17 protein-coding genes and 2 tRNA genes are annotated in these 16939 nt (G+C 66.8%); 8 read left to right on the top strand and 11 right to left on the bottom strand.

The features are described 5' to 3' along the window. Positions 1-19: 19 nt before the first annotated feature. From tgt to coaD, 5 genes are all read right to left on the bottom strand, one after another. Entirely contained in the window at positions 20-1153 is a 1134-nt protein-coding gene (tgt, locus tag AB5S17_RS14915) for a tRNA guanosine(34) transglycosylase Tgt (protein ID WP_369240705.1), read from the bottom strand. An 18-nt stretch (positions 1154-1171) separates the two neighbouring features. Then, positions 1172-2260, bottom strand: coding sequence for a tRNA preQ1(34) S-adenosylmethionine ribosyltransferase-isomerase QueA (gene queA / locus AB5S17_RS14920; protein WP_369240707.1), 1089 nt, complete (start codon positions 2258-2260; stop codon positions 1172-1174). Positions 2261-2282: 22 nt separating this feature from the next. Continuing rightward, positions 2283-2789 carry a peptidylprolyl isomerase gene (locus AB5S17_RS14925; protein ID WP_369240709.1) on the bottom strand — a complete coding sequence of 169 codons (507 nt, stop codon included), beginning with the start codon at positions 2787-2789 and terminating at the stop codon, positions 2283-2285. 131 nt (positions 2790-2920) lie between these two features. After that, positions 2921-3529, bottom strand: coding sequence for a peptidylprolyl isomerase (locus AB5S17_RS14930; RefSeq protein WP_369240711.1), 609 nt, complete (start codon positions 3527-3529; stop codon positions 2921-2923). 37 nt (positions 3530-3566) lie between these two features. Next, positions 3567-4058, bottom strand: coding sequence for a pantetheine-phosphate adenylyltransferase (gene coaD, locus AB5S17_RS14935; RefSeq protein WP_369240713.1), 492 nt, complete (start codon positions 4056-4058; stop codon positions 3567-3569). Positions 4059-4239: 181 nt separating this feature from the next. Between coaD and AB5S17_RS14940 the strand changes: the two genes are divergently transcribed. Next, on the top strand, positions 4240-4368 hold the full coding sequence (locus AB5S17_RS14940; protein ID WP_369240715.1) for a hypothetical protein: 129 nt from the start codon (positions 4240-4242) through the stop codon (positions 4366-4368). A gap of 162 nt (positions 4369-4530) precedes the next feature. Here the strand turns inward: AB5S17_RS14940 and gyrA are convergent, their stop codons facing one another. Further along, on the bottom strand, positions 4531-7392 hold the full coding sequence (gene gyrA, locus AB5S17_RS14945) for a DNA gyrase subunit A (RefSeq protein ID WP_369240853.1): 2862 nt from the start codon (positions 7390-7392) through the stop codon (positions 4531-4533). Between the two features lie 295 nt (positions 7393-7687). On the opposite strand from gyrA, the gene AB5S17_RS14950 reads away from it, so the two are divergent. Further along, the gene (locus AB5S17_RS14950) at positions 7688-8335 is read left to right on the top strand and encodes a MarC family protein (RefSeq protein ID WP_369240717.1); all 648 of its coding nucleotides are present in this window, start codon (positions 7688-7690) and stop codon (positions 8333-8335) included. Between the two features lie 56 nt (positions 8336-8391). Further along, entirely contained in the window at positions 8392-9390 is a 999-nt protein-coding gene (locus AB5S17_RS14955) for a cation diffusion facilitator family transporter (RefSeq protein WP_369240719.1), read from the top strand. Positions 9391-9502: 112 nt separating this feature from the next. On the opposite strand, the gene ssb is transcribed toward AB5S17_RS14955, so the two are convergent. After that, positions 9503-10033: a single-stranded DNA-binding protein gene (gene ssb, locus AB5S17_RS14960; protein ID WP_369240721.1), complete on the bottom strand. Its 531-nt coding sequence runs from the start codon at positions 10031-10033 to the stop codon at positions 9503-9505. Positions 10034-10293: 260 nt separating this feature from the next. Between ssb and uvrA the strand changes: the two genes are divergently transcribed. From uvrA to AB5S17_RS14975, 3 genes are read left to right on the top strand one after another with little or no spacing between them, the layout of a single operon-like run. Further along, positions 10294-13215: an excinuclease ABC subunit UvrA gene (uvrA, locus tag AB5S17_RS14965; protein ID WP_369240723.1), complete on the top strand. Its 2922-nt coding sequence runs from the start codon at positions 10294-10296 to the stop codon at positions 13213-13215. Positions 13216-13217: 2 nt separating this feature from the next. Continuing rightward, positions 13218-13808 carry a hypothetical protein gene (locus AB5S17_RS14970; RefSeq protein ID WP_369240725.1) on the top strand — a complete coding sequence of 197 codons (591 nt, stop codon included), beginning with the start codon at positions 13218-13220 and terminating at the stop codon, positions 13806-13808. Between the two features lie 4 nt (positions 13809-13812). Further along, positions 13813-14118 carry a DUF72 domain-containing protein gene (locus tag AB5S17_RS14975; RefSeq protein ID WP_369240727.1) on the top strand — a complete coding sequence of 102 codons (306 nt, stop codon included), beginning with the start codon at positions 13813-13815 and terminating at the stop codon, positions 14116-14118. 77 nt (positions 14119-14195) lie between these two features. Here AB5S17_RS14975 and AB5S17_RS14980 read toward each other — a convergent pair whose 3' ends face one another. Together AB5S17_RS14980 and AB5S17_RS14985 are read right to left on the bottom strand one after the other, a co-directional pair. After that, positions 14196-14585, bottom strand: a complete 390-nt coding sequence (locus AB5S17_RS14980; RefSeq protein WP_369240729.1) for a type II toxin-antitoxin system VapC family toxin — start codon at positions 14583-14585, stop codon at positions 14196-14198. Then, a complete protein-coding gene (locus tag AB5S17_RS14985; RefSeq protein ID WP_369240731.1) occupies positions 14582-14851 on the bottom strand; it encodes a type II toxin-antitoxin system Phd/YefM family antitoxin in 270 nt (89 codons plus the stop codon). Before AB5S17_RS14985 ends, AB5S17_RS14980 begins: the two co-directional genes overlap by 4 nt. Positions 14852-14899: 48 nt before the next feature. Here AB5S17_RS14985 and AB5S17_RS14990 point away from each other — a divergent pair, with 48 nt between their 5' ends. After that, positions 14900-15706 (top strand): DUF72 domain-containing protein, encoded by an 807-nt coding sequence (locus AB5S17_RS14990; RefSeq protein ID WP_369240733.1) that lies wholly within the window; start codon positions 14900-14902, stop codon positions 15704-15706. A gap of 138 nt (positions 15707-15844) precedes the next feature. Here AB5S17_RS14990 and AB5S17_RS14995 read toward each other — a convergent pair. Continuing rightward, positions 15845-15921: transfer RNA gene (locus AB5S17_RS14995), tRNA-Asp, on the bottom strand. A gap of 300 nt (positions 15922-16221) precedes the next feature. Between AB5S17_RS14995 and AB5S17_RS15000 the strand changes: the two genes are divergently transcribed. Next, entirely contained in the window at positions 16222-16608 is a 387-nt protein-coding gene (locus AB5S17_RS15000; RefSeq protein ID WP_369240735.1) for a hypothetical protein, read from the top strand. A 155-nt stretch (positions 16609-16763) separates the two neighbouring features. Here the strand turns inward: AB5S17_RS15000 and AB5S17_RS15005 are convergent. Next, positions 16764-16848: transfer RNA gene (locus tag AB5S17_RS15005), tRNA-Leu, on the bottom strand. Positions 16849-16939: the final 91 nt, after the last annotated feature.

Raw genomic sequence — 16939 nt, forward strand, 5'->3', positions numbered from 1 at the left:
TCCTCCAGGATTCCGCAGGTCAGGCGTGAGCGGGCAGGTCGCCCCGCGCCCAGCCGTCCTGCGTCTCGGCGGCGAAATCCTCAAACCGGCCGGCCTCGATGGCACCGCGGATGCCGGCCATCAGCGACTGGTAATAGGCGAGGTTGTTCCAGGTCAGCAGCATGCCGCCGAGCGACTCGTCGGAGCGGACGAGGTGGTGGAGATAGGCGCGTGAATAGTCGCGGGTCGCCGGGCAGTCGGAAGTCTCGTCCAGCGGCCGCGGATCCTCGGCGTGCCGGGCGTTCTTCAGGTTGATCTTGCCGAAGCGTGTATAGGCGAGGCCATGGCGGCCGGCCCGCGTCGGCATGACGCAGTCGAACATGTCGATGCCGCGGGCGACGGATTTCAGGATGTCGTCCGGCGTCCCGACGCCCATGAGATAGCGCGGCTTCTCCGTGGGCAGCACGGGCAGCGTCTCGTCCAGCGTCGCGAGCATGACGTCCTGCGGCTCGCCGACCGCGAGGCCGCCGACGGCGTAGCCCTTCAGGTCGAGGGCCGCGAGGCCCTGCGCCGAACGCTGGCGCAGGTCGACCTCGGTGCCGCCCTGGACGATGCCGAACATTGCCTTGCCGGGCTGGTCGCCGAACGCCGCCTTGCAGCGCTCGGCCCAGCGCAGCGACATCTCCATCGCCCGCTCGACCTCGGCCCGCTCGGCCGGCAGGCGCACGCATTCGTCGAGCTGCATCTGGATGTCGGAATCGAGCAGGCCCTGGATCTCGATCGAGCGTTCGGGCGTCAGCGAATGCACCGAGCCGTCGACATGCGAGCGGAAGGTGACGCCCTTTTCGTCGAGCTTTCTGAGCGCGGCGAGCGACATCACCTGGAAGCCGCCGGAATCGGTGAGGATCGGATACGGCCAGCGGGCGAAGTCGTGCAGGCCGCCGAGCTTGGCGACCCGCTCCGCGCCCGGGCGCAGCATCAGGTGGTAGACATTGCCGAGGATGATGTCCGCGCCGAGCTCGCGGACCTGTTCGAGATACATCGCCTTCACCGTGCCGGCGGTGCCGACCGGCATGAAGGCCGGCGTGCGCACGGTGCCGCGCGGCATCGAGACCTCGCCGCGGCGCGCCTTGCCGTCGGTGGCGATGAGGTGGAAGGTGAAATGGTCGGTCATCGTCAAATCCCGCGTCGCCTAGAGCCGGTCGAGCAGGCAGGCGTCGCCGTAGGAATAGAAGCGGTAGCCGGTCTCGATCGCGTGGGCATAGGCCGCCTGCATCGTCTCGAGGCCGGAAAAGGCCGAGACCAGCATGAACAGCGTCGAGCGCGGCAGGTGGAAATTGGTCATCAGCCGGTCGACGGCGCGGAAGCGGTAGCCCGGCGTGATGAAGATGTCGGTCGGGCCGGAGAACGGGCGGATCGTGCCGTCTTCGTCCGCGGCGCTTTCGAGGAGGCGCAACACCGTGGTGCCGACCGAGACGAGACGGCGGCCGCTGGCGCGCGCGGCATTCAGCCGCTCGGCCGTTGCCGCGTCGATGTGGCCGATCTCGGCATGCATGCGGTGATCGGCCGTGTCCTCGGCCTTCACCGGCAGGAAGGTCCCGGCCCCGACATGCAGCGTCAGGAACGCGGTGGAGACGCCGCGCCCGGCGAGCCGCGCCATCAGCTCCGGCGTGAAGTGGAGCCCGGCGGTCGGCGCCGCGACGGCGCCGTTCTCGCGGGCGTAGATCGTCTGGTAATCGGCCCGGTCCTGCGCATCCTCCGGCCGTTTCGAGGCGATGTAGGGCGGCAGCGGCACGTGGCCGACGGCGGCGATGGCCTCGTCCAGTGCCGGGCCGGAAAAGTCGAAGCGCAGCAGCGCCTCGCCCGCCTCCCCACGCTCCTCGACGGTCGCGTCGAGCGAGCCGAGAAGGCAGGCGTTGCCGCCCTTCCGTCCGAAGGCGATGCGGTCCCCGACCTTCACGCGCTTGGCCGGCCGCACGAAGGCGCGCCAGCGGTCCGGCGCGACGCGCATGTGCAGCGTCGCGTCGATCTCGGCGACGCCCTGCCCCGGCAGAGCGTCCGCGCGGCGACGGATGCCGCTCAGTTGCGCCGGAATGACCCGGGTGTCGTTGAAGACGACGACATCGCCCGGCTGGAGGAGATCCGGAAGGTCTCCCACCAGCCGGTCGCCGAGGCGCCCGTCCGTGCCCACCGTGAGCAGCCGCGCGCTCTCGCGCGGCGAAGCGGGCCGCAGCGCGATCCGCTCCTCCGGCAGCTCGAAGTCGAACAGGTCGACGCGCATCGGGCTTCCCTGGGCCGGCCGATCAGAGGTCGGCTGCGACCCGCATGGTGGTGATGGAATCGGGATCCTTCACCGGCTCGCCGCGCTTGATCTGGTCGACGTTTTCCATGCCCTCGATCACTTCGCCCCAGACCGAATACTGCTTGTCGAGCCACGGGGCGCGATCGAAGCAGATGTAGAACTGCGAGTTGGCCGAGTCCGGATTGGCGGTGCGCGCCGCCGAAACCGTGCCGCGCTTGTGCGGCTCGCTCGAGAACTCCGCCTTCAGGTCCGGCTTGCCGGACCCGCCCATGCCGGCGCGCGCGGCGTTGAAGTCCTTGCCGCCCTTCTTGCCGTACTGGACGTCGCCGGTCTGGGCCATGAAGCCGTCGATGACGCGGTGGAAGACGACGCCGTCATAGGCGCCTTCGCGCGCGAGTTCCTTCACCCGCGCCACGTGGCCGGGCGCGAGATCGGGCCGCAGCTTGATGACGATCCGGCCCTTCGTGGTCTCGAGGACGAGGGTATCTTCGGGATTCTCGTAAGCCATGTCGGGCTCCTTCGCATCATTCCTAACGAAACGGTCCGGGAATTGCCCGGACCGTCGACGATATGGCGTCTCTTTGAGCGTATTCGACCGGCGGCACAAGCGCTCCGGCCGAATAGACGCCGATCCGCCGGTTATTTCTTGTCCGCCGCGACGCGCACTTTCAGCATCTTGTCCGGGTTCTGGACGGCGCCGTTCTGGGCCGGGTCGCCCTTCTTGATCTTGTCGACGACATCCATGCCGGAAACCACGTTGCCGACGACGGTGTACTGCCCGTCGAGGAAATCGCCGTCGGCGAGCATGATGAAGAACTGCGAATTCGCCGAGTTCGGATCCTGCGAGCGCGCCATGCCAACGGTGCCGCGCTTGAACGGTTCCTTGGAGAATTCCGCCTTCAGGTCGGGCTTGTCCGAGCCGCCCATGCCGGCCTGGCTGAGGTCGGAGTTCTTGCCGCTCGCCTTGCCGTACTGAACGTCGCCGGTCTGCGCCATGAAGCCGGCGATCACCCGGTGGAAGACGACGTCGTCATAGGCGCCCTCGCGCGCCAGTTCCTTGATCCGCTTGACGTGGTTCGGCGCGAGGTCGGGCCGGAGGCGGATGTCGATGTCGCCGTATTTGGTGGTGATCACCAGTTCGTTCTGCGGATCGACCTTCTGCGCCTGCCCGCTCTGGGCGGCGGCCGGACCGGCGAAGGCCGCAACGGCGACAGCGGCCGCAAGGCCGATCGTGGCTAGAAACTTCATGTCTCGAAATCCCCCAGGCGGCGCCCGGGCTTCCGGGTCAGCCGAGTTTTAAGCGTATCGCTCGCGCGACGTTTTCGGGCACGAATCGTGCGACGTCCCCACCCATTCGGGCGATCTGGCGAACCAATGTGGCGGTAATGGGCCTCGTCGCGGGCGAAGCCGGAAAGAACAGCGTGGCGATGTCCGGCCGCATCGCGCCGTTCATTCCCGCCATCTGCATCTCGTAATCGAGGTCGGTGCCGTCGCGCAGACCGCGCACCAGCGCCACCGCCCCCGCCTCGCCGGCGGCCTCGACGACGAGGCCGTCGAAGGCGACGACGTCCACTACCCCGCCGGCCGCCGCCCCGTCGGCAGCCAAAGCCTCGCGGATCATCGCGGCGCGCTCGCCGAACTCGAACATCGGCTGCTTGCCCGGATGAACCCCGATCCCGACCACCACCTCGTCGAAGGCCGCCAGCGCCTGGCGCAGGATGTCGAGATGACCCAGCGTCAGGGGATCGAAGGAGCCGGGATAGAACGCGCGCTTCATGGGATCTGCTGCCTCTTTAACCGAGCGTCACCGCACGCCATATGTGGCGGGACAGATCACCCACTCCCCGTGCCACCGGCCCAAACCTTGCGACGGACACGACGCGTTCACCAAACAAATTGCGGCTTTGGGAACGATTTTAGCGGAATCTGGTTGTCTGCGCGAATATGGAGATCGCCCAATGATGGTTTTCGCTCTGTCCATGGCCATGGTGCTGACGCTCGCCACCGCCACGGCCATCGCGCTTCACAATGAAGCGCAGGAATCGCGGGTCAAGGTTCTCGCCAAGAAGTCCCGCAAGTTCTACTGAGGGCCGGCGCGCCTGCGGTGACCCGACGCTCCGGCAAGAAGGTTCCGCCGCCGTTGGACTAATGGCGCTTCGATGATCGATCGGTCTTAAGACACTCAGCCTGACATCGATCGCATGCTTCAAAAGGGCGACCGGCACTGCTGCCGGCCGCCTTTTTCGTTCCTAGTCCTCGTCGGGCTCGCCGTCCGGTCGATCGCCGGCATCGCCCGAAGCGGCGCCGTCGTCGGAGCCCGCGTCGCCGCCTTCGGGCGCGCCGGTCTGCGGCGCTTCGCCGGTGTCGCCGCCGTCGAGTCCCTCCACCGGACCCTCGGTGCTGTCCGCCTCGGCCTCGCCGGCCTCGTCTTCGCCCTGATCCGGGATGCGCACGACGGAGACGACGCGCTCGCCGTCCGCCGTGCGGAAGATGGTGACGCCGCGCGTCGCCCGACCCGCGATGCGGATGCCGTCGACCGGCACGCGGATCAGCTGGCCGCGGTCGGTGACGAGCAGGATCTCGTCGCCGTCCTCGACCGGGAAGCCCGCGACCAGCTGGCCGATCTCGTTCATCCGGTTGATGTCGGTCGCGCGGATGCCCTTGCCGCCGCGTCCGGAGGTGCGGAAGTCGTAGGACGACGAGCGCTTGCCGTAGCCGTATTCGGAGACGGTCAGCACGAACTCCTCGTTGGCGCTGAGATAGCCGTAGCGCTCGGCGTCGATGGCGACATCCTCGACGCCCTCCTCGTCGACCACGGTGTCGGCCGCCGCCTCGCCTTCGACCGCGCGGCGCATCTTGAGGTAGGAAGCGCGCTCGGCCGGCGTCGCGTCGACATGCCGAAGGATCGCCATCGAGATCAGCCGGTCGCCGCTGCCCATGGAGATGCCGCGGACGCCGACCGAATTGCGGCCGGCGAAGACGCGCACGTCGGTGACGGGGAAGCGGATGCACTGGCCGGACGAGGCGGTGAGGAGAACGTCGTCGTCCTCCGAGCAGGTCGCGACCGCGAGGATCTCGTCGCCCTCCTCCTCCAGCTTCATCGCGATCTTGCCGTTGCGATTGACCTGGACGAAGTCCGACAGCTTGTTGCGCCGGACGGTGCCCCGGGTCGTCGCGAACATCACGTTCAGCCGCTCGGAATCGTCGGGATCGCTCGGCAGCGGCAGGATCGAGGTGATCCGCTCGCCCTTTTCCAGCGGCAGGAGGTTGATCAGCGCCTTGCCGCGCGACTGGGGCGTTGCCAGCGGCAGCCGCCAGACCTTCTCCTTGTAGACGATGCCGCGCGAGGAGAAGAACAGGACGGCGGTGTGGGTGTTGGCGACGAACAGCCGCGTCACCGAATCCTCGTCGTTCTTCAGGGACATGCCGGAGCGGCCCTTGCCGCCGCGGCGCTGCGCCCGGTAGGTGCCGAGCGGCACGCGCTTGATGTAGCCGCCGTGCGAGACGGTGACGACCATGTCCTCGCGCGGGATGAGGTCCTCGTCCTCCATGTCCGCCGCGCCCTCGGTCAGCTGCGTGCGGCGGGGCGAGGCGAACTCGTCGCGGATGGCGGTGAGCTCGGCCTTGATGATCTCGCGCACCTTGATGCGCGAGGAGAGGATCTCGAGGTACTCCTTGATCTCCTCGCCGATCTTGTTCAGCTCGTCGCCGATCTCGTCGCGGCCGAGCGCGGTGAGGCGCTGCAGGCGCAGGTCGAGAATGGCGCGCGCCTGGGCCTCGGAGAGGCGGTAGGTGCCCTCCTCCGAGATGCGGTGGCGCGGGTCGTCGATCAGCCGGATCAGCGGCGCGACGTCCTTGGCGTCCCATTCGCGCGTCATCAGCTGTTCGCGCGCCGTCGCCGGATCGGGCGCGGCGCGGATCAGCTTGATCACCTCGTCGATATTGGCGACGGCGATGGCGAGACCGACCAGCACATGGGCCCGCTCGCGCGCCTTGCGCAGCAGGAACTTGGTGCGGCGGTTGACCACCTCCTCGCGGAAGGCGACGAAGGCCGACAGCATATCGGACAGCGTCAGCTGCTCCGGCTTGCCGCCGTTCAGCGCCACCATGTTCGCGCCGAACGAGGTCTGCAGCGGGGTGAAGCGGTAGAGCTGGTTGAGGACGACGTCCGAGGAGGCGTCGCGCTTCAGCTCGATCACCACGCGGTAGCCCTCGCGGTCGCTCTCGTCGCGGATGTCGGAAATGCCCTCGATCCGCTTGTCGCGGACGAGTTCGGCCATCTTCTCGATCATCGAGGACTTGTTGACCTGGTAGGGCACCTCGGTGACGATGATCGCCTCGCGGTCGCCGCGCAGCGTCTCGGTGTGCACCTTGCCGCGCATCAGGATTGAGCCGCGGCCGGTGGCATAGGCCGACTGGATGCCGGCGCGGCCGAGCACGAGCGCGCCGGTCGGGAAGTCCGGCCCCGGGATGATCTCCATCAGCTCGTCCAGCGTGATCGCCGGATTGTCGATCATCGCGATCGTGCCGTCGATCACCTCGCCGAGATTGTGCGGCGGGATGTTGGTCGCCATGCCGACGGCGATGCCGCCGGAGCCGTTGACGAGCAGGTTCGGGAAGCGCGCCGGCAGCACCACCGGCTCCTGCTCGCGCCCGTCGTAATTGTCCTGGAAGTCGACGGTTTCCTTGTCGATGTCCTCCAGCAGCGGGTCGGATATCTTCTCCAGCCGGCACTCGGTGTAGCGCATCGCCGCCGGCGGATCGCCGTCGATCGAGCCGAAATTGCCCTGCCCGTCGATCAGCGGCGCGCGCAGCGACCAGTCCTGCGCCATGCGCACCAGCGCGTCGTAGATCGCCGCATCGCCGTGCGGATGGTACTTACCCATCACCTCGCCGACGACGCCCGCCGACTTGCGGTACGGCTTGGTCGAGGTGAGGCCCATCTCGTGCATGGCGTAGAGGATGCGCCGGTGCACCGGCTTCAGGCCGTCGCGCACATCCGGCAGCGCGCGGGAAACGATCACGCTCATGGCGTAATCGAGATAGCTGCGCTGCATCTCCTCGATGATCGAGATGGAATCGATGCCGCCGCCCGGAGGATCCGGCGGCAGCGGTGTCTTGTCGTCTTCGGCCAAGGAGCTGTCCTGACTGCCTCAAATTCGGTGCCACGTCATAACGCGGCGGGGGTCGGAGAGCAAATTTCCAGCCCTTTCGAATATGGGAATTTCCCCATCGGAAACAATGGCTTCCGAGACCGGGAAAAGAAACGTCGGGAAGCGTTTCCGCCAGCCGTCGTGAATCGGCAGAATCGCGGCCCGGCGACCCGGGAATCACGCCCCGACGGCCTTTGACGCTCGGGGCGAACCTGCTACCCCGGTGGCGTGGCAGAACGACCCGCGGGGCCCGATGTTCGACCTTCTCCTGAGCGGCTTCGTCACGCTCTTCGTGATCCTCGACCCGCTCGGTCTCGTGCCGATGTTTCTCGCGCTGACGCTCGGCGCGGGGGCTGCGGAACGCCGGGAGCTCGCCTTTCGCGCTTCGGTCATCGCCTTCGCCATCCTCGCCGTGTTCGCGCTCACGGGCCCGATGGTGCTCGAAGGGCTCGGCATCACGCTCGGCGCCTTTCGGGTGGCGGGCGGCCTCTTCCTGTTCTGGATCGGCTTCGAACTCGTCTTCGAAAAGCGCAACGAACGCAAAGGCCGCAGCGCCATCCACGCGGTCGACGAGCCGGAGGCCGCGGATATCGCCGCCTTCCCGCTGGCGATCCCGCTGATGGCGGGACCGGGCGCGATCTCGGCGGTGATCCTGCTCGCCGGCAACCTGCCGACGGTCGTCGGCAAGGCCGGCCTCCTCCTCGTCATCTTCGTCGCCCTTGCCGCGACCTTCGCCTGCCTCGCACTCGCCCACAGTCTCGACCGCTTCATCGGCGCGACCGGGCGCGCGGTGATCTCGCGGCTGCTCGGCGTTCTCCTCGCCGCGCTCGCGGTGCAATTCGTCGCGGACGGCGCCGCCGCCCTCGTCGGAACCAGCCGGATTCTCCTGCCGAATAGTTGAGAAGCGAACCAAATCGCCTTTCGGCTGTTGTGCCTCACGAAACCGGGAAGAGGTCCATGGCACGCTCGAAAGCAAAGCAGAACACCGACGAAGACGGCAGCAAGACGACGGTCTATGCCGCGATCGGCTCGAACCTCGCCATTGCCGTGACCAAGTTCGGCGCGGCAATGTTCACCGGCTCGTCCTCGATGCTGGCGGAGGGCATCCACTCCGTCATCGACACGGCCAACGAGGGCTTCCTGCTGCTCGGCATGCATCGGGCGAAGAAGCCGGCGACGGACAAGCACCCCTTCGGCTACGGCGTCGAGGTCTACTTCTGGTCCTTCGTCGTCGCAATCCTGATCTTCGCCCTCGGCGCGGGCTTCTCGATCTTCGAGGGCGTCGAGACGCTGATGACCGGGGAAAGCGGCGGCGTCGATTCGCCGATCATCGCCCTGGTGGTGCTCGGCCTCGCCTTCTGCTTCGAGGGCTATTCCTGGAGCGTCGCCTTCCGCGAGTTTCAGGAGCGCCGCAAGGGCCGCGGCTTCTTCCGCGACTTCCGAGACCTGAAGGACCCGTCGATCTTCATCGTCCTGTTCGAGGATTCGGCCGCCTGCATCGGCGTCGTCATCGCCGCACTGGGCATCGGCCTCTCCTGGGCGACCGGTATCCACCAGTTCGACGCGATCGGTTCGATCCTGATCGGCATCCTTCTGGCCGTGACCGCCGTCCTCCTCGCCATCGAGACGAAGGGCCTGCTGATCGGCGAGTCCGCCGGTCCGGAGATTGAAGAGACGGTCCACGACCGGGTGTCCGGCATCGACGAGATCGTCGCGGTGAACGAGCTGCGCACGCTCCACCTCGGGCCGAGCGACGTGCTCCTGACGATGAGCGTGGACTTCAAGGACGACGTCCCGTCGCAGCGCATCGAGGCGGTCGTCAGCGAGATCGAGCGGCGCGTGAAGCAGCGCTTCCCCATCGTGCGTCGCGTCTACATCGAGGTGCAGTCGCAGTCGGGCCACAAGAGCTTCGCCGACCCCGGCAACGGCGCGCCGGTCGAGGCACTCGCGGAGTAGCGGGCCCGCGCAACGAATCCCGGCCGCCTCGCGACCGGGATATCCTCATCATGCGGTCTCGCCGCCGCCGGCTCGGCCGGCAGCGGATGAGGTGGAGAAACCTGTCCCTGGCTTAGAACGGGATCTCGTCGTCGAGATCGCGCGAACCGCCGCCGCCGCCATAGCCACCACCGCCGGACGATCCGCCGCCGTAGCCGCCACCACCGCCGCCGCCGCGCTCGTAGCCGCCGCCACCGCCGCGCGAGCCGCCGCCTTCGTAGCCGCCACCACCCTGGGAGCCGCCGCCCTCGCCGCGCCCGCCGAGCATCTGCAGCTCGCCGCGGAAGCGCTGCAGCACCACCTCGGTCGTGTACTTCTTCTGGCCGGACTGGTCCTCCCAGCTGCGGGTCTGCAGCTGGCCCTCGATGTACACCGTCGAGCCCTTCTTCAGATACTGCTCGGCGACCTTCACGAGGTTCTCGTTGAAGATGACCACGTTGTGCCACTCGGTGCGCTCGCGCCGCTCGCCGGACGCCTTGTCGCGCCAGGTCTCCGAGGTCGCAATGCGCAGATTGGCGACGGCATCCCCGGAATTCAGGCGCCGGATCTCCGGATCGGCCCCGAGATTGCCGACCAGGATCACCTTGTTGACGCTGCCTGCCATGTCGAAAACTCCATCTCTGTCTCGCCCGACCTTAGCCGAGCGCGCCCGCGCCCGAAAGCCGCAACCGGCGCCGTCAGCCGCCGCCGCCCTCGCCTGTCCCCATCAATCTGGGACGGCCGGGCTTGCTGCGCGACAGCCGACCATATAGAACGAAGGAAGAACAAACAACCCGTCTGGTGCAGCGTCGCACCGCCTTGGAAGGAGGCGGGGCGAGTCTTAAGTAGTGCGTTGCTTCCCAGACAAGGACCGGCGAACGCCTCATGGCCGAACTGAAGACGATCTCCATTCGCGGCGCGCGCGAGCATAATCTCAAGGGCGTGGACCTCGACCTGCCGCGCGACAGCCTGATCGTGATGACCGGCCTGTCCGGCTCGGGCAAATCCTCCCTCGCCTTCGACACGATCTATGCCGAGGGCCAGCGCCGCTACGTCGAGAGCCTGTCGGCCTACGCCCGCCAGTTCCTCGAGATGATGCAGAAGCCGGACGTCGACCAGATCGACGGCCTGTCGCCGGCGATCTCGATCGAGCAGAAGACGACGTCGAAGAACCCGCGCTCGACCGTCGGCACGGTCACCGAGATCTACGACTATCTGCGCCTGCTCTTCGCCCGCGTCGGCGTGCCCTATTCGCCGGCGACCGGCCTGCCGATCGAGAGCCAGACGGTCAGCCAGATGGTCGACCGCGTCCTGGCGCTGGAGGAGGGCACGCGGCTCTACCTGCTCGCCCCGATGATCCGCGGCCGCAAGGGCGAGTACCGCAAGGAGCTGGCCGAGCTCCAGAAGAAGGGCTTCCAGCGGGTCAAGATCGACGGCGAATACCACGAGATCGCTGATGCGCCGGCGCTCGACAAGAAGTACAAGCACGACATCGACGTGGTGGTGGACCGCATCGTCGTGCGCGAGGACATGAAGTCGCGCCTCGCCGATTCCATCGAGACGGCGCTGGGGCTCGCCGACGGCCTGGCGGTCGCGGAATTCGCCGACCGGCCGCTTCCGAAGGAGCGGCTCGCCGACGCCGGCGCCAACCGCAGCAAGAACGAGACGCACGAGCGGCTGCTCTTCTCCGAAAAGTTCGCCTGCCCGGTCTCCGGCTTCACCATCCCGGAGATCGAGCCGCGGCTGTTCTCGTTCAACAACCCCTTCGGCGCCTGTCCGCGCTGCGACGGGCTCGGCGCCGAGCAGGCGGTCGACCCGAAGCTCGTCGTGCCCAACGAGGCGCTGACGCTGAAGGCCGGCGCCATCGCGCCCTGGGCGAAGTCGACCTCGCCCTATTACGGCCAGACGCTGGAGGCGCTCGGCCAGGTCTACGGCTTCAAGCAGACCGATCGCTGGCAGGATCTCTCCGCCGAGGCGAAGGACGCGATCCTCAACGGCACCGGCAAGGAGAAGATCGAGTTCCGCTACAATGACGGCCTGCGGTCCTACAAGACCACGAAGGCCTTCGAAGGCGTCGTCACCAATCTGACGCGCCGCTGGAAGGAGACGGATTCGGCCTGGATGCGCGAGGAGATCGAGCGCTTCATGTCGGCCACCCCCTGCCCGGCCTGCGCCGGCTACCGGCTGAAGCCGGAGGCGCTGGCGGTGAAGGTCGCCGGCAAGCATATCGGCGAGGTGACCGAGCAGTCGATCCGGCACGCGGCGCACTGGTTCGAGGGCCTGCCGGAGACCTTCAACGCCAAGCAGAACGAGATCGCCGTGCGGATCCTGAAGGAGATCCGCGAGCGGCTGCGCTTCCTCAACGATGTCGGCCTCGACTACCTGACGCTGTCGCGCGCCTCCGGCACGCTGTCCGGCGGCGAGAGCCAGCGCATCCGCCTGGCCTCGCAGATCGGTTCCGGGCTCACCGGCGTGCTCTACGTCCTCGATGAGCCGTCGATCGGCCTGCACCAGCGCGACAATGCGCGCCTGCTCGACACGCTGAAGCACCTGCGCGACATCGGCAACACCGTCATCGTCGTCGAGCACGACGAGGATGCGATCCTTGCTGCCGACCACGTCGTCGACATCGGCCCGGCGGCCGGCATCCACGGCGGCGAGGTGATCGCGTCCGGGACGCCCGGCGAGATCATGGCGAACCCGAAGTCGCTGACCGGGCGCTATCTCTCCGGCGATCTCGGCGTGCCGGTGCCGGACAAGCGCCGCAAGCCGCAGAAGGGCAAGCGGCTGAAGGTCGTCGGCGCGAGGGGCAACAATCTGAAGAACATCACCGCCGAGGTGCCGCTCGGCGTCTTCTCCTGCGTCACCGGCGTCTCCGGAGGCGGCAAGTCGACCTTCCTGATCGAGACGCTGTTCAAGGCTGCCTCGAGGCGGATCGCGAACGGGCGCGACATCCCGGCCGAGCACGACCGCGTCGAGGGGCTGGAGCATCTCGACAAGGTCATCGACATCGACCAGTCGCCGATCGGGCGCACGCCGCGCTCCAATCCGGCCACCTACACCGGCGCGTTCACCCCGATCCGCGACTGGTTCGCGGCGCTTCCCGAGGCGAAGGCGCGCGGCTACCAGCCCGGCCGCTTCTCCTTCAACGTCAAGGGCGGGCGCTGCGAGGCCTGCCAGGGCGACGGCGTCATCAAGATCGAGATGCACTTCCTGCCCGACGTCTACGTCACCTGCGACGTCTGCCACGGCAAGCGCTACAATCGCGAGACGCTGGAGGTCACCTTCAAGGGCAAGTCGATCGCCGACGTCCTCGACATGACCGTCGAGGAAGGCGTCGCCTTCTTCGCCGCGGTGCCCGCCGTGCGCGACAAGCTCTCGACGCTGAACGAGGTCGGGCTCGGCTACATCAAGGTCGGCCAGCAGGCGAACACCTTGTCCGGCGGCGAGGCGCAGCGCGTCAAGCTCGCCAAGGAGCTGTCGCGCAAGGCGACCGGGCGCACGCTCTACATCCTGGACGAACCGACCACCGGCCTGCACTTCCACGACGTCGCCAAGCTCCTCGAAGTGCTGCACGACCTCGTCGACCGCGGCAACACGGTGGTGGTCATCGAGCACAATCTCGAGGTCATCAAGACGGCGGACTGGCTGATCGACATCGGGCCGGAGGGCGGCGACGGCGGCGGCGAAGTGGTCGCAACCGGCACACCCGAGGACGTCATCACCGTCGAGCGCTCCTACACCGGCCAATTCCTGAAGGACCTCCTGGAGCGGCGCCCGCGGCTGAAGCGGGAAGCGGCGGAGTAGAGATGTTTTCTGAATTTGAAAGGTATCTTCTGCAGGTCGCTCCACCCTCAAGCGGCCTCCGTCCATTCATCTGCGAGGGTTCGCCGCTAGAATGTGACGTCGCTCTGGTTGGCTATAATCCAGCCACAGCTCTAGAAGCAGATTTCTGGGAGTTCTGGGTTCCCGGTCAAGGCTTCGACAAAGCAAGGTGGTTTGAAACCTACAAAAGTGAGCGGCGGAGCAAACCGCTGAAGCCGGGCAAGAGCAGGCGGACTCCCGTCAGCCCAACTCGCAAGCGGATTGAATTGTTCCTAGACGGACTCGGCGACCGTAAATGCATCGAAACAAACCTCTATTGGGATGCAAGTCCGGATATCTCGTCGCATCAACCCGCAACCCAATCCCACCTTGTCGAGCTGCTCCAACAGATTCCGGCACTGAGGTTGGTAGTTTGCCATCATGGCAATGCCTTTCAGATGTTGAGTGCACGCATTCCATCTGTCGAGATTAGACAGGTTGATCACTTCGCGAGTCGCAAACGAGGTTGGACCGACCGGGCTGCTTTCGAGTTGGGTCAGCGCATGCGCAGTCTTTGCGATGCTTTAAGCGGATGAAGAAATGGCCACGTCCCGCACATCCGCAACGGCATCGGCGGCTGGACCTTCGAGCCCTGGGGACAAGACCTTCTACCCTTCGGACCTGTCGAAGAAGCGGCAACTGGAATATGTGGCCTTTAAGCTCACGACGATCGAGGTAAACCGCACGTTTCACCAGGCGCAAAATTCAGAGACCTTCGCCTCCTGGGGCGAGCAGACGCCGGACGTCACGGGACCGCTTATAGTCACCGAGCGCAGGGACTCGCCTCTCGCCCCTGACTTTCGTAGCCGTGCCGAATCCGCCAGCCGGTACGACGAGTGCTGCTGAACTCCCATTGCGCTGATCGCGCGTCGCCGGAAGGCCGCTCTCGGTACGAGCGTCGCCGGCCCACTCAGAACCTTGGATCACTCCCAGAGAGCCGATACGCCAAGGGAGCGGAACGCGCGATCGATCGAGACCAGGGTGAGGCCTTCCAGGCTGGCCTGTGCAGCGAGCAGCCGGTCGAAGGGGTCGCGATGGTCGCCCGCTAGAAGGCCAGCATGCAGGCCGTGGCGCGCCGTGATCGGAAGAATCTTGAAATCCTGCGCGCCAACGAGCGCCTCGAACCCCTCGACGAGGGTCCTTGCCTCGGGCCACTTGCCGAGCCGGTACTTGGTGGCAAGTTCGAATGCCGAGACCGCGCTGACGAAGACCTCTTCGGCTTCACCCCCGATCAACTGCGCGACGCGAGGCGGCAGGCGCCGGTTCCCGAAGAGCCACCAGGACAGGGCGTGGGTGTCGAGCAGCAGTCTCAAGACGCGATGTCAGGCTCGTCGCCGTTTTCGAAGGCCTGCAGTTCCTCGTCCGGAAGCGGATCAAAGAACAGCCCGTCCGGGATCGGCCGCAGATGCGCGAGGGCTCCCGGCTTGCGCCGCACCTTCGGCTCCGCGGCGCCGACGAGCGGAACCAGCCTGGCCGCCGGCTTGCCGCGGCGCGCGATGACGACTTCCTCGCCCGCCTCGGCCCTGGCGATGAGCTTCGACAGGTCCGACTTCGCTTGGTGCATATTGAATACGGCCATGTTAGCTAGATATCGCTGTTCTTAGCTAAGTTCAAGAAAGGGTCTCTTATGCGCTCCGGCACAATCCGCACCGGCATCGGCGGCTGGACCTTCGAGCCCTGGGACGAGACCTTCTATCCCGCCGATCTGCCGAAGAAGCGGCAGCTGGAATATGCGGCCTCCAAGCTCACGACGATCGAGGTCAACGGCACCTTCTATCGCAGTCAGAAGCCGGAGACCTTCGGCGCCTGGGCGGAGCAGGTGCCGGACGGCTTCGTCTTTTCGCTGAAGGCGCCACGCTACGCGGTGAACCGCAAGGTGCTGGCGGAGGGCGGCGAGTCGATCCAGCGCTTCGTCGATTCCGGCATCGCCGAGCTCGGCGAGAAGCTCGGCCCCCTGCTCTGGCAGTTCGCGGCGACGAAGCAGTTCGACCCCGACGACTTCGCGGCCTTCCTGAAGCTCCTGCCGGCGAAGGCGGGCGCGATCCCGCTGCGCCACGTCGTCGAGCCGCGGCATCAGAGCTTCGCCTGTCCCGAGTTCGTGGACCTCTGCCGCAAGGCCGGCGCCGCCATCGTGATGGCCGAGAGCGACGACTATCCGCAGATCGCGGACGTCACCGCCGACTTCGTCTATCTCCGGCTCCAGAAGGGCGACGAGACGATCCCGACCGCCTATCCGGCGCAGGCGCTGGACCGGTGGGCTGAGCGGGCAAGGATCTGGGCGGCGGGCGGGCAGCCGGACGACCTTCAACGCGCCGATCCGGACCACCCTGCCCCGAATCGCCCGCGCGACGTCTTCGTCTACTTCATCCGGTCGGGAAAGCCGCGGGCGCCGCATGCGGCGATGGCGCTGATGGATCGCCTGCGCGATTCCTGATCCGAAGGAGCGCAATCTTGCCCGGCGCAGCAGCCGGACAACACGCGCGGCCGTTACACACGGGCGCTACAGCGACGTCTCCTGCGCGGGCGCGCTGAACCTTGATCACAGATCACTGGATGATCGTCTGGAAGAAAATGGCGCGAGTGACGGGGCTCGAACCCGCGACCTCCGGCGTGACAGGCCGGCACTCTAACCGACTGAGCTACACCCGCGCTCGGCCGCTGGCTTGTCGCTGCGGCTGATGTGGCGCTCGTTTACGGAGAACGCCGGGGACTGTCAAGCGCTTGTCATCGAAGTTTCGGCAGCGCGGCAAAAGCGGCTCGAACGGGACCGAAACGGACCGGTTCCGACCGATCCGTCCGGGGCATCTGCCGTCATGGCGGGACCCGAGGCGGGAATCAGACCGCGCCTGACGCGCCTCGCGAATCCCGACGATTCGGTAATTCGGCCGAAAACATTCATGATGGCTTCATCGCTCCCGCCGAACATCCGCATGATCGGGAGGTGCGGACATGAGAGCAGGAACCCTGGCACTGGCTGCGTTCGCCACACTGGCGGGCGGTACCGCCGCTGCGAAAGACGCGCCTCCGTTCATCTGGAACAGGACGACCGACGCCCATGCCAGCGTGCAGGTGGAGATGACGTCCAATGTCGATCCGGAGCGGAGCACTCCATCGGATCGGGATGCGCTCCTGCGGTCGGCCTACGAGCTGGCGGGGCGCCAGTGTCGGCTCCTCCTCGAGACGATCGCGGACGACTGCAGCCTTCGCTCGGTCAACACCTCGCTCAGCGACCCCTCAGGGATGATCTATGCCGGCCGGCAGCGCGTGACGATCCGAATCAACCTCAGCATCCTGCCGAAGGACGGCGGTGCGCCGGCAGCGCCGGCCGCTAGGTAAGAGGCTATTCGCGCAAGAGCGGTGGCCGTGCGACGATCGTCGGCCGAATCGCAAGCGCCGGCCCCGCGGAAACCGGGTCGACCGCGTTCCGCATCGGCCATCGGCAGCGCTCAGACGCTGCGTCGAACCCGTCTCATGATGTCGAGGAAAAAGGCTGGTGCGGTCGAGAAGACTCGAACTTCCACGGGTTGCCCCACAGCGACCTCAACGCTGCGCGTCTACCAATTCCGCCACGACCGCACGCCGTGTCCGAGGGCGCTTCGCCATCGGTGGCGCGCATGTAACAAGACTTCCGGCGGCGCACAAGGGGCTTGCGGACGATAGATGATCC

This window comes from Jiella sp. M17.18, assembly GCF_041027365.1.
Classification (GTDB): domain Bacteria; phylum Pseudomonadota; class Alphaproteobacteria; order Rhizobiales; family Rhizobiaceae; genus VKMB-3413.